This is a genomic window from Janthinobacterium sp. SUN118 (assembly GCF_030397695.1).
GTDB lineage: Bacteria > Pseudomonadota > Gammaproteobacteria > Burkholderiales > Burkholderiaceae_D > Janthinobacterium.
Window position 1 is genome coordinate 404,597 of sequence record NZ_JAPUBV010000003.1, and the last position, 16,724, is coordinate 421,320.

Sequence of the window (16,724 nt, forward strand, 5' to 3'; positions counted from 1 at the left end):
TCTGGACCTATCGATGAAAATCATCTCCACCATCGTTGGCTGTGTTCTTTTCGTCCTGTTCTTCAGTTTTGCGCTGAAGAATGCGCAGGTTGTCGACCTGCATGTCTTCCTCAATTATGAAATTCGCGGCCCCCTGGTGCTGATGCTGCTGGGCTTTTTTGTCGCCGGCGCCAGCCTCGGCGTGCTGGCCCTGACGCCCACCGTGTTCCGTCACCGCCGCGAAGCGACCAAGCAAAAAACCACCATCGCCGCGCTGCAGACCGTCGGCGTGGCCACCAATGTCCAGCCGCAACCGGACAGCGTGAGCGCGCAGCAGTAAGCGCCATCGCTCCTTTCTCTCTTACTCGAATAAAAACAATCGCATGGAATTTGAACTCTGGTGGCTCTTGGGTATCCCGGTGTTTTTCGCGCTGGGCTGGATCGCCGCGCGCGTTGACATCCATCAACTGGTGTCGGAATCGCGCAGCTTGCCGCGCAATTACTTCAAGGGCTTGAATTTCCTGCTCAACGAGCAGCACGACAAGGCCATCGATGCCTTCATCGAAGTGGTCAAGCTGGACCCGGAATCGGCCGATATGCACTTTGCACTGGGCAACCTGTTCCGCCGCCGTGGCGAGACGGAACGGGCCATCCGCGTGCACCAGAACTTGCTGGCGCGTCCCGACCTGCCGCTGGAGCAGCAGGGCCATGCCGCCTACGAGCTGGGCATGGATTACCTGAAGGCGGGCTTGCTGGACCGTGCCGAGGAAACCTTCAACAGCCTGGTCGACACGCAATATGCGGCCCAGGCGCGGCGTGCGCTGCTGGAAATCTACCAGCGCGAAAAGGAGTGGCCGCGTGCCATCGAAGCGGCCGTGGGCTTGCAGGAAGCGGGCGCCGGTGCACGGCAGAAGGAAATCGCGCAATTCTATTGCGAACTGGCGCATGACGCGCTCGTGCACCTGAAGCCGGACGAAGCCATGCCGCTGCTGGAAAAAGCCCTGCAGACGGACCGCAAGAGCGTGCGCGCCACCATCCTGACGGGCGACGTGTTGCTGGCGCGCGGCGACGTGGAAGGTGCGCTGACCACCTGGCGCCGTGTCGAGCAGCAAAGCGTGCCGCACGTGGCCCTGGTGGCGCAGCGCCTGATGGACGGTTACACCAAGCTCGGCCGTGCACAGGAAGGCGTCAACCTGCTGCGTTCCTACCTGGAAGAAGCGTCGTCGATCGACCTCATCGAAGTCGTCTTCAAGGCCGTCATCGAACTCGACGGCGTGGAAGCGGCGAAACAGCTGGTCAGCGCCGAATTGCGCCGCACGCCCACCCTGCTGGGCCTGGACAAGCTGCTCGAAGCGCGCATGATGGATGCCCCGGCCGCCATCTGGTCGGAGTTGTCGATGGTGAAAAACCTCGTGCATGGCTATACGCAAAAGTTGGCCCGCTACCAGTGCAGCCATTGCGGCTTCAAGGCGCGCCAGTTCTACTGGCACTGCCCGGGCTGCAACAAGTGGGAAACCTACCCGCCACGCCGTACCGAAGAATTGAACGTCATGAATTAACCCTACACGCCACCTTGCCCCAGTGCAACGTGGCGTGTACTTGTTTGCAGCATCTATATTTAGAAATACGGTACAACCATGAAAATCACCATTATCGGCACGGGCTATGTCGGCCTCGTGACCGGCGCTTGCCTGGCGGAGCTGGGCAACGACGTTTTTTGTCTCGACCTGGACGCGCAAAAAGTGGCCCTGCTCAACAGCGGCGGCATCCCCATCCATGAGCCGGGCCTGGAAGAGGTCGTGGCGCGCAACCGCGCCGCCGGGCGCATGACCTTTTCCACCGACGTCGAAGCGGCTGCCGCGCATGGCGTGATGCAATTCATCGCCGTCGGCACCCCGCCCGACGAGGACGGCTCGGCCGACCTGCAATACGTGCTGGCCGCCGCGCGCGGCATCGGCAAGTACATGACGGATTACAAGGTCATCGTCGACAAGTCGACCGTGCCCGTCGGCACGGCCGAAAAAGTGCGCGCCGCCATCCAGGGCGAGCTCGATGCGCGCGGCGTGGCCGCCACCTTCTCCGTGGCGTCGAATCCGGAATTCCTCAAGGAAGGCGCGGCCGTCGAAGACTTCATGCGCCCGGACCGTATCGTCATCGGCGTCGACGCCACGCCGGACGGCGAGCGCGCGCGCGAATTGCTGAAAAGCCTGTACGCGCCATTCAACCGCAACCACGAGCGCACTTACTGGATGGACGTGCGTTCGGCCGAATTCACGAAATATGCGGCGAATGCCATGCTGGCCACGCGCATTTCCTTCATGAATGAACTGGCCAACCTGGCCGACAAGGTCGGCGTCGACATCGAGGCCGTACGCCACGGCATCGGCTCCGATCCGCGCATCGGCCACAGCTTCCTGTATGCGGGCTGCGGCTATGGCGGTTCGTGCTTCCCGAAAGACGTGCAGGCGCTCGAGCGCACGGCGCGCGGCCACGGTCAGGAATTGCTGATCCTGCGCGCCGTCGAGGCGGTGAACGACAAGCAGAAGATGGTGCTGGGCGGGAAAGTGGTCAAGCGCTTCGGTGAAGACCTGTCCGGCCGGCATTTTGCCGTGTGGGGCCTGGCTTTCAAGCCGAACACGGACGACATGCGCGAAGCGTCGGCCCGCGTGCTGCTGCGCGACTTGCTGCAGCGCGGCGCCACGGTGGCCGTGTATGACCCCGTCGCCATGGCCGAGGCCAAGCGCGTATTGCAGCTGGACCTGACGCCGGCGCAGCTGGAAAACGTGCGCTTTGCCGCCAGCCCGATCGACGCGCTGACGGATGCCGACGCGCTGGCCATCGTGACCGAGTGGAAAGCCTTCCGCAGCCCCGATTTCGAGCAGATCAAGGCGCGCCTGAAGGAAGCCGTGATCTTTGACGGCCGCAACCTGTTCGAACCGGCCGTCATGGCCGAGGCGGGCATCGAATACCACGGGATCGGTCGCTCGATCCTGACGCGCGCATGAGCGCCCGCGACTTGACGGTGCCAGCCGCGCTGGCCCAGGTGCGCCTGCTGGTGGTGGGCGACGTGATGCTGGACCGTTACTGGTTTGGCGACGTCAGCCGTATTTCGCCGGAAGCGCCCGTGCCCATCGTGCGCATCGAGAAGCGCGAGGAACGCCTGGGCGGCGCGGCCAACGTGGCGCGCAATGCGGCCGCGCTGGGGGCGAAGACGAGCTTGCTCGGCGTGGTGGGCGACGACGAGGCGGGCAGCCAGGTCGAGCATTTGCTCACGGGTAGCGGCATCCATAGCTACCTGAAGCGCGACGCGGCCATCTCCACCATCATCAAGCTGCGCGTGATCGGGCGCCAGCAGCAAATGCTGCGCATCGACTTCGAGGATGCGCCCAGCGATACGGTACTGCGCGACAAGCTGGCGCAATTCAACGCGCTGTTGCCCAACTATGACGTGGTGATCCTGTCCGACTATGCGAAAGGCAGCCTGGTGAACGTGGCCGAGATGATCAAGGCGGCGAGAAAGGCTGGCAAGATCGTCATGGTCGACCCGAAAGGCGATGATTTCAGCCGCTACACGGGGGCGTCAGTGCTTACTCCGAACAAGTCGGAATTGCGCCGCGTGATCGGCAACTGGAGTACGGAAGAGCAACTCACCGAGCGGGCGCAGCAGATGCGCGCGCAGCTGGGCCTGGACGCCTTGCTGCTGACGCGTTCGGAAGAGGGCATGAGCCTGTACACGGCCGACGAGGTGCTGCACATGCCTACCGATGCGCGCGAAGTGTTCGACGTCTCGGGCGCCGGCGACACGGTGATCGCCACTATGGCGGCCATGCTGGGCGCCGGCATGAGCCTGGGCGACGCCGTGCGCACGGCCAACCGCGCCGGCGGCATCGTCGTCGGCAAGCTGGGCACGGCCACCGTCACCCGCGACGAGCTGTTCCCGGAATAATCCGCTTTATCCCGCATCTTGCCTGTGCCAGAGCGTTTGATCTGGCGCAGGCTTTCCCCTTCCGTTGTGCCCCCATCTTGTCAACCGTATCACGTCCCAGCCGTTAAAGTCGTTAAGGCGCTGTTCCTCCCTTGCGTTCGAGTCATCTTGAAACCACATCACGGAGAGATACCTATGTTTAAAAAAATACTGCTGGCCATCGCCACCCTGATTGCGACCATGGGCTTCGCGTTTGCCCAGGTCGACGTCAACAAGGCGGACCAGGCGGCACTCGACAGCGTCAAGGGCATCGGCCCCGTCACCTCGAAAGCCATCGTCGACGAGCGTGCCAAGGGCGGCGCCTTCAAGGATTGGGCCGATTTTGAAGCCCGTGTGAAGGGCATCGGTCCGAAAAGCTCCGTGAAACTGTCGGAAGCGGGCTTGCAGGTGAATGGCCAGGCCAAGTCCGGCGCGCCGGCGGCCCCGGTCGCCAAGCCGGCCGCGGCAAAAAAGGAAACTGCTGTGAAGGAAGTTGCAGCGAAAGAAGCCGCGCCGAAGCCAGCTGCTGCGACCGACACCGCTGCGGCACCAGCCAAGTCGGCCGCTGAAGCGAAGAAGGAAGCCGCCGCTGCCCGCAAGGAAGCCAAGGCCGCCGCTGCCGCCGCGAAAAAAGAAGCCGCCGCCGCCAAGGTCGTGCCTGCCGCAGCGACTGCTCCGGTTGCCGCAGCCGCCGATGCCGCTCCCGTGAAGACGGCTGCGGAAACGAAGAAGGAAGCGGCTGCCGCGAAGAAAGCGGCAACGGCCGCCAAGAAAGAGGCCAAGGCTGCGGAAGCGGCTGCGAAGAAGGAAGCCAAGCTGGCTGCTGCCGAAGCGAAGAAGGCGGAAGCCGAGAAAAAGTAAGCGTGTTGCTGTAAAGCGTGTTGTGTGGTGGTGCCGCGCAGCACGACAAGGAAACCCCGCGTGGTACCGGCCGCGCGGGGTTTTTTTATTCCGCAGTCCCCGTTTCGCCCTTGCCTTGACGCAGGAAGGGAGCCGTCAGCTGCCCTGTCAGCGTCCTGGGCATGGCCGCCTCGATGCCGCAGGCGCTGGGCCATTCGCGCGGCAAGTGGTGGGTGCCGAACAGGCGGTCCAGCACGGGCAGGGTCGAGGCGTAGTTGCGGTTGATGTGCTCGAACTTGCTGTGGTGCCAATGGTGGAAGGCGGGCGTGGCCACCAGCCATTCGAGCGGGCCAAAGCGCCAGCGCAGGTTGGCGTGGATGAAGAAGCCCCAGACGGTGCCGAGCAACAGCAGCAGCACGGGCGCCGCGCTGCCCGCCGCGCCGGGGCCGGCCAGGCCCAGCAGATACAGGGGCGTCAGGCCGAACAGGCGCGTGACGACCATGTCGACGGGATGGGTGCGCGTGTTGGCGAGGAAATACAGCTGCTCCGTACTGTGGTGCACGGCGTGGTAGCGCCACAGCCACGGTATTTCATGGCTGAGTCTATGCCCCCAGTAAGTGCCGACTTCGCCGATCAGCAAGCCCAGCAGCAGTTTGGCCCACAGGGGCAGGGCGGCCAGGGTGGCGGGAATGGCGTCCGGCAGCAGGCGCTGGCCAGCGACGGCGACCAGGGCCAGTGGCGCGGCCAGCAGTATGGCCGGCAGCAGGCTGCTGAGGAAATAAAAGCCCAGGTCGCTGAACAGTTCCGTGCGGGATCGTCCCGCATGCCGTTCGCCAAAGTAGCGTTCGAGCGGCACGAAGATCACGCTCAGCAGTACCAGCCACAGGCCCAGGCGCAGCACATCGACGGCGATGCCGGGAAGTTGCATTTGCACGGTGTGGAGCAGGCTCATGGTAGCGATGTGATTGGGCGGTGAAAACCCGGCCCAGGAAATGCCGGTTCGTATCTGCTGGCACGCCAGGGCGTAACAACACCCTAGCGAGCGGATGCGCGGCGCGGCCGGGCAGCGCAGCTGTACAACAGTACAGCGAGCATCGCAGGGCACGCCCCGCTCCGCGCCGCAGGTTTGGTCAGCCTTTGCGGCGCCGCGCCATGAAGCCGAGCAAGGCCAGGCCGCCGATCAGCATGCCCCAGGTCGATGGTTCCGGCACGGCCGAGACCAGCGAGACGCCATCGAGCAGCATGAATGGCGGCGCGCCGGATGGGCTGCCCTTGGCCATGAACGACAGCAATTCGCTGCTGTTGGTGGCCGTGAAGGTCATGCTGGCCTGGTGCCAGCCCGTGAAACCCTGGCTGACGTTGGCCAGCGAGGTGGTGTGCTGTTTGCTGTTGCCCAGCGACACATCCCAGTAATTGACCAGGTTATCGCCACGGAAGCCCACCTGCTGGCCCGCGCCGTAGGAAAAACTCAGGGTGTAAGCCTGGCCTGGGATCAGGCCGCTGACTTGCTGCGTGACGGGGCCGGGGAAGTAATCCCAGTCGGCCGCCAGCACATTGCCGCCCGTGGGGCTGACGCCCAGGCCGTTTTGCGGACCACGGCCGCTGTACGAGTTTGGCCCCCACAAGGCCAGCGCCGTTGGTGCGTTGGTATCGTCGATGTTGTTGCCATTCAAGACGAAGTTGTAGCCCTTGCTGGACCAGTCGGTCAGGTAGGTGCGGTCGTTGCGGTCGTAGTTGCCTTCGTTCAGCTGTTTCGACGTGCCGTTGCTGGTCAGTTCGAAATCGCCATTCTTGACGAGGTTGCTGGATGCCTGGGCCGTCGTGGCGGACAGCGCGGCAGCGGCGGACAGCGCCAGTACTGGGAATAAGTTACGCATGATCATAGCTCCAAAAGTGACAGGTCAGTGTTGCAGTCTGTCGGCGAGCTTTTGGCCAACGGCGGGTTTCGTCGCGGAAGGGGCGAGAAATGTATTTCTGTGACAACTATTATGTCTTGGTGGCTAAATTATAGCAGCGTTTGGCAAAACAGCATCTAACATGTCTCGAAAACAACAAATATTTTTAATTGGTAATTTTATCAAGATTCAACTCCATGCATGCCGGCAGGCGGCCGCTACAGCTGCGATTCGATCGGCAGCCAGCGCATGACGGCGACCAGCGCGCGGCGCCAGAAACCGGACTCCGGATCGTGCGTCCACACCCTGGGTGGCTCTTCTGTCGCGTCGGACCAGCGCAGCGCGCCATCGTCGAGGAACAAGCGGTAGCTGGTATCGCTCGAGACCGAACGCAGGAACAGCGCGCGCATGTCGCTTGCCAGCGCCGGGTCGGCAAACAGCACGCCCATTTCCGTGTTCAGCTGTGCCGAACGGGGATCGAGGTTGAAGGAGCCGACAAAACCGCGCTCGCCATCGACCACCACGGCCTTGGTGTGCAGGCTGGCGCGGCTCGAGCCCATCAGGCTGATGCGCTTGCGGTGCAGGGTCTTCAATTCATACAGGTCGACGCCGCCGGCGAGCAGCAGCTGGCGGTAGCGCGCATAGCCCGCGTGGACCAGCGCGACGTCGGTGGCGGCCAGCGAGTTGGTCAGGACGCCGACCTTGACGCCGGCGCCGACCTTGCCGCCCAGCGTGGCGCTGAGTGCCGTGCCGGGCACGAAGTACGGCGAGGTCAGCAGCACTTCCTCGCGCGCCTGCGTCAACAGGGGCAGCAAGCTGTGCATGAGCCAGTGCTCGCTCCGCTGCAGGCTGGCCACGGGCGCGGCTTTTTCCGGCGGATCCGACACCACCTGCACGTGCTCGCTCCAGTGCAAACGCAGGCGTCCGTCCAGATGGGCTTGCAGCTGGCCCGCATCGGTCAGTTGCTGCAAGTATGGCGAGGCGCCCACTTCGCCCGTCAGCGCGTCGAGGCGGGCGCGCACGGCCTGCAGTTCCGGTGCGCCGGCGTTCTTGCCGGCATGCAGGGCGCCGATGGGAATGACGGCACGGCTGTTCCAGAAACGGTCGAAGATGTCGCTCGTCTGCTGCACGGCGGGCCCCACCAGCAGCAGGTCGGCATCCTGGAAATTGACTTGTTCGGCGGCATCGAAATATTCGTCGCCGATATTGCGCCCGCCGACGATGGCCACCCTGCCGTCGACGATCCAGGCCTTGTTGTGCATGCGCCGGTTCAGGCTGACGGCGCGCAAGGCCATCTCCACGGCGCGGCGCCAGATGCCGTCGCGGTTGCGGCCTGGATTGAAGATGCGCACGTCGATCAGCGGATGGCTGTCCAGCGCCAGGATGGCCGCATCCTGGCCGCGTGCGTTGATGTCGTCGAGCAGCACGCGCACGCGCACGCCACGGTCGGCCGCGCGCAGCAGTTCGCGCACCAGCAGCCGTCCCGTGACGTCGTTATGCCAGATGTAATATTGCAGGTCGATGCTGCGGCCCGCTTCGCGCGCGCTCAGGGCGCGCAGGGCGAACGCTTCCAGGTTGTCGTCGATCAGGGCCGTGCCGCTTTGCTGCGGACGCTGCGCCAGTTGCGGCGCCAGCACGCGGTCGAGCAAGGTGGCTTCCGCCGCCACGGGCAAGGCTTGCCCTGGCGGCCCCAGCGAACGCTCGGCGAAGCGGCCGTAGCTGTACAGGGCGGCAATGCTGAGCAGAATGAACAGCGTGGCGAACAGCAGCAGTTTGACCAGCATGCGGCGCACCGTCAGCGGACCGCGCGCAGGCGCTGGCGGGCGGGAATGAAGGCGAACTGACGCATGCATGCTCTTTCATCTGGAGGGGAACGCCCGATTGTAGCAGTTTCTATAACGCATGATTTTCAGACTGCGCCGGGCGGCAGCCGCGCCAGGAAGCCGTGAATCTGGGAAACGACGGCCGCTCCTTCTCCCACGGCGGCGGCCACGCGCTTGGTCGAGCCGGCGCGCACGTCGCCGATGGCAAAGACGCCCGGCACGCTCGTTTCCAGCGCCGCCCGCTCCGGCAAGTCGGGCGGCGGGTTGAATAACTGCGCGGCGTGGCCGTGGGCGCGGCATTCGGCGCGCGTGACGTCGAAGCCCGTGCGGATGAAGCCCTGTTCGTCGACGGCGACGGCGCAGTCGTGCAGCCAGTCCGTATTCGGATCGGCGCCGACGAAGAGAAACACGCGGCGCACGGCGCAATCGCACTCTTCGCCGCTGGCATTGTTGCGCCAGCGCGCGCCCGTCAAGCCATCCTCGTCGCCTTCGAGGGCGATGATTTCCGTGTGCGTGTGCAAGGTGATGTTGGGCGTGGCGGCGATGCGCTCGATCAGGTAGCTCGACATGCTGGCCGCCAGTCCCTCGCCGCGGATCACCATGTGGACTCTGGCCGCGTGGCCGGAGAGGAACACGGCCGCCTGGCCGGCCGAGTTGCCGCCGCCGACCAGAATGATCTCTTCCTGCCGGCACAGCTTGGCCTCGATGGGCGAGGCCCAGTAATACACGCCCCGTCCCTCGTAGGTTTTCAGGTTCGCCAGCGACGGGCGGCGGTAGCGCGCGCCACACGACAGCACCACCGTGCGGGCGCGCACCTGGGTGCCGTCGCACAGGGTCACGCGCAGCGGCCAGCTGTCGCACAGCAGGTTGGCGGCGCTGGCCGGCGTGGCGATCTCGACGCCGAACTTTTGCGCCTGCACGTAGGCGCGGCCGGCCAGCGCGCGGCCGGAGATGCCCGTTGGGAAGCCCAGGTAATTTTCGATGCGCGCGCTGGCGCCCGCCTGGCCGCCATACGCGCGCTGTTCCAGGGCCAGCACGGACAAGCCTTCCGAGGCCGCATACACGGCCGTCGCCAGGCCGGCCGGGCCGGCGCCCACCACCAGCACGTCGAAGATCTTGTCGCCGGACAAATAGGGCAGCATGCCCAGGCAGCGCCCCAGTTCCGCATTGCCCGGATTCTTCATGACCTTGCCGTCGGGGCACACCACCAGCGGCCACTCCTGCGGCGCGGGCTGATAGCGCTCGGCCAGCGCGGCGGCGGCCGCATCGCTGGCCGGGTCGAGCACCGTGTGCGGATGGCCATTGCTCGACAAGAAGCTTTGCAGCTGGAACAGATTGCCATTGCCGCGCGGTCCCACCAGCACGGGGCCGCCCGAATTGACTTCGATCAGCGCCACGCGGCGCAGGATCAGGGCGCGCACGATGCGCTCGCCCATTTCCGCTTCCGCCACGATCAGCGCGCGCAAGGATTCCGAGCTGATCACGAGCACCTCCACGTCGCCCACGGCATGGCCGTTGACGAGGGCGGGGCGGCCCGACAGCTGCGCCACTTCGGCGATGAAGTGGCCGGGACCGATTTCGCGCATCAGCGAGGTGCGGCCCAGTCCTTCATGGCGCGTGACGGCCACGTTGCCCGACAGGATGACCAGCATGCCGAAGCTGCTGCTGCCTGCCTCGAACAGGGTGGCGCCGCCGGCGTAGTGGCAGACCTTGCCATAGCGTTGCAATCGGCGCAGTTCCGCTTCGGTGAAGACGGGGGAAATCTGGTGCATGCGGCCCTGGATATCGAGGCTGCTGGCCTGGACGGGATCGTCCTGCGTGGTTTCGGGGATGAATTCGGGTGTGGTGCTGGCCATGACTAATCCATTGATTGAATAAGCAAATTACTAAAATAACTAACCGCCACGAGTCTAGCGCATGCGCGCGCGGGGCGCTGGGAAGCCGCATGGCCTCGCCCGTAACTGCTGCAAAGCAAGGCGCCATGCGGCCTGGCGCCAGGGCCGTCGCAACGCGGCCTGCCTGGCGGGGCAGCGGTTTTTAGCCGTACGCCGTCCAGCATCTCATATTAGAATGGGTCTTTGTTGAAATTACTCAAACAGACACGATGGCTTACAAGACACTGGAAGATACGATAGGCAATACCCCGCTGGTGCAGCTGACGCGCTTGCCGGGCGCCGATGCGATCGCGCGCAATAACGTCATCTTGGGCAAGCTGGAAGGCAATAACCCGGCCGGCTCCGTGAAGGACCGCGCCGCCATGTCCATGCTCAAGCGCGCTGAAGAACGCGGCGTCATCAAGCCGGGCGATACCCTGATCGAGGCCACCAGCGGCAATACCGGCATTGCGCTGGCCATGGCTGCCGCCTTGCGCGGTTACAAGATGCTGTTGCTGATGCCGGATAACCTCAGCGTGGAGCGCCGCCAGAGCATGGCCGCCTACGGCGCCGACATTTTATTGACGCCGAAGACGGGCGGCATGGAATATGCGCGCGACTTGGCCGAGCAGATGCAGAAGGATGGCCGCGGCGTGATCCTCGACCAGTTCGCCAATGAAGACAATTCGCGCGCCCACTATGAAACGACGGGGCCGGAAATCTGGCGCGACACGGACGGGCGCGTCACGCACTTCGTCAGCGCCATGGGCACGACGGGCACCATCATGGGCGTGTCGCGCTACCTGAAGGAACAGAATCCCGCCATCCAGATCATCGGCGCGCAGCCCGAGGAAGGCTCGCAGATTCCCGGCATCCGCAAATGGCCGGAAGCATATTTGCCGAAAATCTACGACAAGAGCCGCGTCGACCAGGTCGAATACGTGAGCCAGGGCGTGGCAGAGCGCATGGCGCGCAGCCTGGCGGCGGAAGAGGGCTTGTTCTGCGGCATCTCCGCGGCTGGTGCATGCGAAATCGCGCTGCGCATTTCGCAGACGGTGGAAAATGCGACGATCGTGTTTGTCGTCTGCGACCGCGGCGACCGCTATCTGTCGACCGGCGTCTTTCCTGCCTGATAGCGGAGCCCGGCTGCAGCGTGGCGCGCTTTGCGGCCAGCGATGCTCACCGTGCTGGAGCACGCTTGCGCTTCTTGGCCACAGATCACTGCCGCTTGCGACGGCTTGACCGGGCGTCGATACAGCTTGGAAAATACGGTGGAAGGCGGAAATATACTGTGGCCAGGACGGCCGGAGAACTGCTGAAAACTACCCCCTCCCCATGGCGGGGAGGGAAAACCTGCATAACTGGCAGGATCAGCCTTGTGGCGTTTCGCCTTCTTTTGGCTTGAATTGCTTGTCGCTGATGCGGAATTTGTTGCGACGGTCACCCATCAGGTAACGCAGGTCACGGATGCTCAGGTCGCTGACTTCATGCATGCGTATCAGCAGCGATGCGCCGACCGGCAGGCGGTGGTGGCGGATTTTGCTGATGACTGGTGGCGCGACTTCCAGTGCGCGCGACAGGGCTGCGTCGTTTTTCAGGCGCAGGTTTTCGATCAGGGTATCGAGCAATCTGTTTGGGTTGTACTGAAGCAGATCGTCGGAGTCCGAATCGCTGTTCATATCAATGCCGACTTGGTTTGTCATGATGTTGTTGTTCCTTCTGTAGTTGCACTGCAAAGTAAAAAACACTCGGAGCTCGCTCTTGCTGCGTTCATGTTCATTCTTTACTAAAAGGAACAAATTCACACACGGTACGATCCGGGAGACAGTTTTTCATAATATATACACAATTGTACAGCAGGATTCAATTTCAGGCTGGAAAGCACTGCAATCTTGCTTGGTACAGAATCGGCGTTGTCTTGCTGCAACACCTATTTATTCTTTATTATTGCTCTATGATAGAACAAAAATTGTACTTTGACAAAAGTTAAGTATAAAACCATTTCTGTATCCCGTGCCGCACAACAGGCTGGCGAGCGAGGCTGGCACGATGTTATCGACTCCACCATAGACGTGTTTGCCGGTCGCTTCAACATCGCTTACGCTTTCTTACAAGTAATATTACAACTTTACACTGACTTTCGGTTAGCGTGCGCGCACTTGACTGATAGCCTTGCCCAGGTCGATTACTGACATGGCATAAAAATAACTTCTGTTGTACTGAGTTATAGCAAAGAAGTTATTGGTTGCCAAGCTATACTCAGTTGCTTCTGAGCCATTTTGCAAGTCGATCAAGCCGAACAGCATGTTTTGTGGCACGGGCGATACGACGCTGACGCCGGCCGCCTGCAGCTCGTCCAGACGGTACTTCGCCTGCAAGCCCTGGCCGATGAACTGTTCCCAGGCGCGGTTGGGCGAAACGTTGACCGGATACACGCTGATGGCCGGATCGTCGCGGCGCCAGCCGTGTTCGACGAGGAAGTGCGCCACGCTGCCGATGGCGTCGGCCGTCGAATTGCGCAAGTCGATGTGACTATCGCCATCGAAGTCCACCGCATATTTCATGATGCTGCTAGGCATGAACTGGGGCAGGCCGATGGCGCCCGCATACGAGCCGAGCAGGGTCAGCGGATCGATGCCATCCTTGCGCGCGAACAGCAGCGCGTTTTCCAGCTCGCCCTTGAAAAATGCCATGCGCGCGGCCCGCGTTGGGCTTTCCGGATAGGAAAACGCCAGCGTGGTCAGCGCATCGAGCACGCGGAAGCGGCCCGTGTTGCGGCCATACACGGTTTCCACGCCGATGATGCCGACGATGATCTCGGCCGGCACGCCATATTCGCGCTCGGCGCGGCCCAGCGCTTCCGCGTTTTCTTCCCAGAATTTCACGCCCGCATTGATGCGCACCGGTTCGATGAAGCGGGCGCTGTACGCTTGCCAGTTCTTCGGCTTGCCCGGGGGCGCCGGCTTCATCAGCTGCACCGTCGATTCCACATAGCGCACCTTGCCGATCAGGGTGTCGAGTTCGGCGCGGTCAAAGCCATGCTTGGCGGCCATCTCGTCGAGGAAGGCGCGTACTTCCTTCCAGTTGGCATAGTCGACAAATTCGCCTTCGAAGTCGAATTTCGCCGGCGCCTTCTTCGCTGCCGGCTTGAGCGCCGCCTTCTTGACGGGCTGGGCCTTGGCCGCGCGCACGGCGCGGGCGCGGTCGGCGGCTGAAATATTGCTGTTTTCACCCGCGTGCGCGCTTGCCATGCACAGGGGAAGGGAGAGGAGCAGGGACAGGGCGGGGTATTTGATCGGTAACAAGGAGCGTCTCATCGGCATTGGGTTAACAGGCGGCGCAAGCTGCGCCGCGCGCGGAGTTGTTCGTCTGGGCTGGCATTACCATACTTCATCGCGGCATAGATTGCCAGAAAGCGCGCGATGGCGGCGTGCGTCTCGGGGGTGGCGGAGCCGGCAGCCAGGCGCGCAGCATAACCGTGCGGCCCCTCGTGCGGCGCACGACTGTAGCCGCGTCGCGCCTGCTGCCGGCAAAAGCGCGCGTACAGGGTGTCGAGCGGGTCGCCCCGCTGCTGTTGCCGCCAGTGTAGCAGTCCGCCGCCCAGCGCCGCCAGCAGGGCCAGCACGGCGCAGGCCAGTGCGATGCGCTGCGCCGGCATGTTCTTCACGCCGTCGAGCATGGCGCGCTGGCGTTGCGGCGTGTAGTCGAGCACCCAGCTGCTCCACGCCTGCTCGGCTTGCTGCCATTGCTGGCGCCATGCGGCGATGGCGGCGCCGGCGCCCCCGTCGAGGCCGACCAGCGCGCGCCAGGCCGCCAGCGGCGCGGGGGCGGGCGGCAGGGCCGCGTCCAGGTTGCGCTCGGTGCGCAGCGGGGCGACGGCGCTGGTGGGATCGACGCGCACCCAGCCCCGGCCAGCCAGCCACACTTCGCTCCACGCATGCGCGTCGGACTGGCGCACCGTCAGGCTGGTGCCGGCGCCGGCCTCCGCCGCATCGCGCGTGCCGCCCTGGTAGCCGGTGACGACGCGCGCGGGAATGCCCATGGCGCGCATCAGCACGACAAAGCTGCCCGCGTAATGTTCGCAAAAGCCCGCCTGCGTGCGAAACAGGAAGTCATCGACGCCATCCTTGCCCAGCAGCGGCGGTTGCAGGGTGTAGCGGAACGGTGCGCGGCGGAAATGATCGAGCACGGCAGCGATGGCCGCCTCGGGCGCCAGCGCCTGTGCGCCCTGGCCGCGCAAGGCGCGGGCCCAGGCCACGCTGCGCGGATTGCTGCCGGCGGGCAAGGCCAGCCATGGCTGCTGTTGCGCCGTGGACAGGCCCGCCTGCAGTCGGTAGCTGAGCATGGAACTGGCGCGGTAGCGGACGGTCGAAGTAATTGGCTGCACCGTCAGCACTTCCAGCGCGGGCGAGACGACATAGGGGTTACCGGGCAGGCGTTCGATGCTGCGCGGCACGTCGAGCGCGAAGATGCGCCGCTGGCCACTGGCTTGCAAGGTGATGTCGTAGTTGCTGGACGGGCCATCGAGCGCGATGTCGATCCTGCCGTCGATCGCCTGGCCGCGGCGGGTGGCCTGGCCGGCGCCGCTGCGCGTCCAGGTGGCGCCGTCGTAGTCGCCCAGCACGACGCCGCGCCAATATAACTGCTCCTGCGCCGGGATCGGCGTGCTGAAGCGGGCCGTGAAGACGGGCTCGCCCGACAGGGCCAGCGAGGCGATGGCGCCCGGCTGCATGCTGTCCGACAAGCCCGTGCGCGCCTGCGCGCCCTCGTGCGGCGCACCCCACAGGGGGCCGCCGGGACGCGGCACGACGAAGAACAGCAGGGCCGACAGGGGAATGGCCAGCGCCAGCATGCGGCCGAGCAAGCGCAGCCGTTGCCACAGCCGTGGCTGCACGGCGCCGTACTGGGCCGACAGCAGGGCGGCCAGCAGCACGATGACGGTGGCCAGCATCCAGGCGGCGCTGAGGATGCCTTGCGCATGGAAAAAATTGGCCAGCAACAGGAAGAAACTGAGGAAGACAAACACGAAGATGTCGCGCCGGCCATGCATTTCCAGCGATTTCAGGGCCAGCAGCAAGGCCAGCATGGCCACGCCCGCATCGCGCCCCAGCAAGGTGCCATAGCTGGCGTGGACGCCGGCAATGCCCAGCAGGGCCAGCGGCAGGAGCAGGGCTAGCTGCGGCTGGCGCGTGCCGCGCACGGTGATGGCGGCGCGCCACAGCAGGGGGGCGGCCATGGCCAGCGACAGCCACGGCGGCAGGTGCAGCGCGTGCGGCGCCAGCACCATGGCGGCCGCCAGCAGCAGGAGCAGGATGTCGGCCTTGTCGCGCGGCAAGTTTGTCAGCCAGCGCCTCATGGCGCCGCCTGGCTGGCGGGCAAGTCGTGCAGGGCCAGCGCGCGCAGGCAGGCGTCGCGGTGGCTGGCGCCCAAGTCCGGCGCCAGGTTCAGCGCCCCCAGGCGCAAGCCATACGGCAGGTTGCGGCGTTCCGCTTCCAGCACCCAGGCGGCCAGGCGCGACAGGCGCGCTTCCGGCGGCAAGGCCGTCAATGCGGCATGCTCGAGCACGATGCGGCCCTGGGCTGCACCCGTGCGCGCGTCGGCGGCAGGCTGGAATTGCTTGCTGAATAGATGCTCGCCGTCATGGCGGGCGATCTGGCGCCAGGCCAGGCGCTGCAGCGGATCGCCGGGCTGGTAGGCGCGCACGCCGGCCAGCTCCAGGGTTCCGCCGGTCGCGCTGGCCTGCTGACTTGCCATCTGCGCCATGCCAGCGGGCAAGGGCAGCGGCGGCGCAGCCGCCTCAGGGCGCGGATACACGAGCACGCGGGCTTCGGGCTGCCAATGGCACCAGGCGTAAAACAGGCCCAGCGGAAAGTTGCACGACAGGCGCACGGGCGGGGCGGCGAGCCAGCCCCGTTGCGGCGCCGCCGCGCCGATGGTGACGGTTGTTTCCGCGTGGACGGCGATATCCGCCAGTGGCGCGGCCAGCTGCGGCGTGGCAGCGGAACCTGACGCCTCGACGCGCAGCGCATGGCGCGCGCGGGGGCTGCGGTTGATCAGGCGCAAGCTGAACGAGGCGTGGCCGCCCGCGAACACGGGCGGGCCCGGCGCGGCCGCCAGCGCCAGTCCCGCCAGGTTGCGGCTGGCAAACAGCATGTCGGCGATGGCGCAGGCGGCCGCGAAGTAGGTTAGCGCGTAGCCCAGGCCCAGATGGTAATTGACGGCGGCGATCCACAGCGCCAGCAGCAGCGCGGCAAACGCCAGTCCCGCGCGCGACGGACGGATGTGCACGCGCTGCGCGCCGAGCCAGGGGCGGGCCGGCAGCCAGGTGATCTTGCGCAAGCGCATGCCG

Annotated in this window: 14 protein-coding genes; 6 read left to right on the forward strand and 8 right to left on the reverse strand. The window is 64.8% G+C overall.

Annotated features, from left to right (window positions below; all coding sequences use genetic code 11):
- The first annotated feature begins 13 nt into the window (after window positions 1-13).
- The 5 genes from O0880_RS20955 to O0880_RS20975 all read left to right on the forward strand — a co-directional run bounded on the left by O0880_RS20955 (window position 14) and on the right by O0880_RS20975 (window position 4,804).
- Window positions 14-319 carry a LapA family protein gene (locus tag O0880_RS20955; RefSeq protein WP_071326647.1) on the forward strand — a complete coding sequence of 102 codons (306 nt, stop codon included), beginning with the start codon at window positions 14-16 and terminating at the stop codon, window positions 317-319.
- Between the two features lie 43 nt (window positions 320-362).
- Complete coding sequence (gene lapB, locus O0880_RS20960) at window positions 363-1,538, forward strand: lipopolysaccharide assembly protein LapB (RefSeq protein ID WP_071324912.1); 1,176 nt, start codon at window positions 363-365, stop codon at window positions 1,536-1,538.
- A 78-nt stretch (window positions 1,539-1,616) separates the two neighbouring features.
- Window positions 1,617-2,984 (forward strand): UDP-glucose/GDP-mannose dehydrogenase family protein, encoded by a 1,368-nt coding sequence (locus O0880_RS20965; protein WP_289888563.1) that lies wholly within the window; start codon window positions 1,617-1,619, stop codon window positions 2,982-2,984.
- Window positions 2,981-3,925 (forward strand): D-glycero-beta-D-manno-heptose-7-phosphate kinase, encoded by a 945-nt coding sequence (gene rfaE1, locus O0880_RS20970; protein WP_289888565.1) that lies wholly within the window; start codon window positions 2,981-2,983, stop codon window positions 3,923-3,925. The genes O0880_RS20965 and rfaE1 overlap by 4 nt, the downstream gene beginning before the upstream one ends.
- Window positions 3,926-4,099: 174 nt before the next feature.
- Window positions 4,100-4,804 (forward strand): helix-hairpin-helix domain-containing protein, encoded by a 705-nt coding sequence (locus O0880_RS20975; RefSeq protein WP_289888566.1) that lies wholly within the window; start codon window positions 4,100-4,102, stop codon window positions 4,802-4,804.
- Window positions 4,805-4,889: 85 nt separating this feature from the next.
- Here the strand turns inward: O0880_RS20975 and O0880_RS20980 are convergent, their stop codons facing one another.
- The 4 genes from O0880_RS20980 to O0880_RS20995 all read right to left on the reverse strand — a co-directional run bounded on the left by O0880_RS20980 (window position 4,890) and on the right by O0880_RS20995 (window position 10,357).
- A complete protein-coding gene (locus O0880_RS20980) occupies window positions 4,890-5,735 on the reverse strand; it encodes a sterol desaturase family protein (RefSeq protein WP_289888567.1) in 846 nt (281 codons plus the stop codon).
- A 178-nt stretch (window positions 5,736-5,913) separates the two neighbouring features.
- Window positions 5,914-6,660 (reverse strand): PEPxxWA-CTERM sorting domain-containing protein, encoded by a 747-nt coding sequence (locus tag O0880_RS20985; protein WP_289888568.1) that lies wholly within the window; start codon window positions 6,658-6,660, stop codon window positions 5,914-5,916.
- Window positions 6,661-6,896: 236 nt separating this feature from the next.
- Window positions 6,897-8,462 carry a phospholipase D family protein gene (locus O0880_RS20990; RefSeq protein WP_289888569.1) on the reverse strand — a complete coding sequence of 522 codons (1,566 nt, stop codon included), beginning with the start codon at window positions 8,460-8,462 and terminating at the stop codon, window positions 6,897-6,899.
- A gap of 125 nt (window positions 8,463-8,587) precedes the next feature.
- Entirely contained in the window at window positions 8,588-10,357 is a 1,770-nt protein-coding gene (locus O0880_RS20995) for a cyclic nucleotide-binding domain-containing thioredoxin-disulfide reductase (protein WP_289888571.1), read from the reverse strand.
- 248 nt (window positions 10,358-10,605) lie between these two features.
- Here O0880_RS20995 and cysM point away from each other — a divergent pair, with 248 nt between their 5' ends.
- The gene (gene cysM / locus O0880_RS21000; protein ID WP_071324906.1) at window positions 10,606-11,508 is read left to right on the forward strand and encodes a cysteine synthase CysM; all 903 of its coding nucleotides are present in this window, start codon (window positions 10,606-10,608) and stop codon (window positions 11,506-11,508) included.
- Window positions 11,509-11,745: 237 nt separating this feature from the next.
- Here the strand turns inward: cysM and O0880_RS21005 are convergent, their stop codons facing one another.
- The 4 genes from O0880_RS21005 to O0880_RS21020 all read right to left on the reverse strand — a co-directional run bounded on the left by O0880_RS21005 (window position 11,746) and on the right by O0880_RS21020 (window position 16,720).
- Window positions 11,746-12,078 carry a hypothetical protein gene (locus tag O0880_RS21005; protein WP_034751784.1) on the reverse strand — a complete coding sequence of 111 codons (333 nt, stop codon included), beginning with the start codon at window positions 12,076-12,078 and terminating at the stop codon, window positions 11,746-11,748.
- Between the two features lie 441 nt (window positions 12,079-12,519).
- Window positions 12,520-13,680 carry a lytic murein transglycosylase B gene (gene mltB / locus O0880_RS21010; RefSeq protein WP_289888575.1) on the reverse strand — a complete coding sequence of 387 codons (1,161 nt, stop codon included), beginning with the start codon at window positions 13,678-13,680 and terminating at the stop codon, window positions 12,520-12,522.
- An 8-nt stretch (window positions 13,681-13,688) separates the two neighbouring features.
- Window positions 13,689-15,731 (reverse strand): DUF3488 and transglutaminase-like domain-containing protein, encoded by a 2,043-nt coding sequence (locus tag O0880_RS21015; protein WP_289888576.1) that lies wholly within the window; start codon window positions 15,729-15,731, stop codon window positions 13,689-13,691.
- Window positions 15,728-16,720 (reverse strand): DUF58 domain-containing protein, encoded by a 993-nt coding sequence (locus tag O0880_RS21020; protein ID WP_289888577.1) that lies wholly within the window; start codon window positions 16,718-16,720, stop codon window positions 15,728-15,730. Before O0880_RS21020 ends, O0880_RS21015 begins: the two co-directional genes overlap by 4 nt.
- Between the last annotated feature and the right edge of the window lie 4 nt (window positions 16,721-16,724).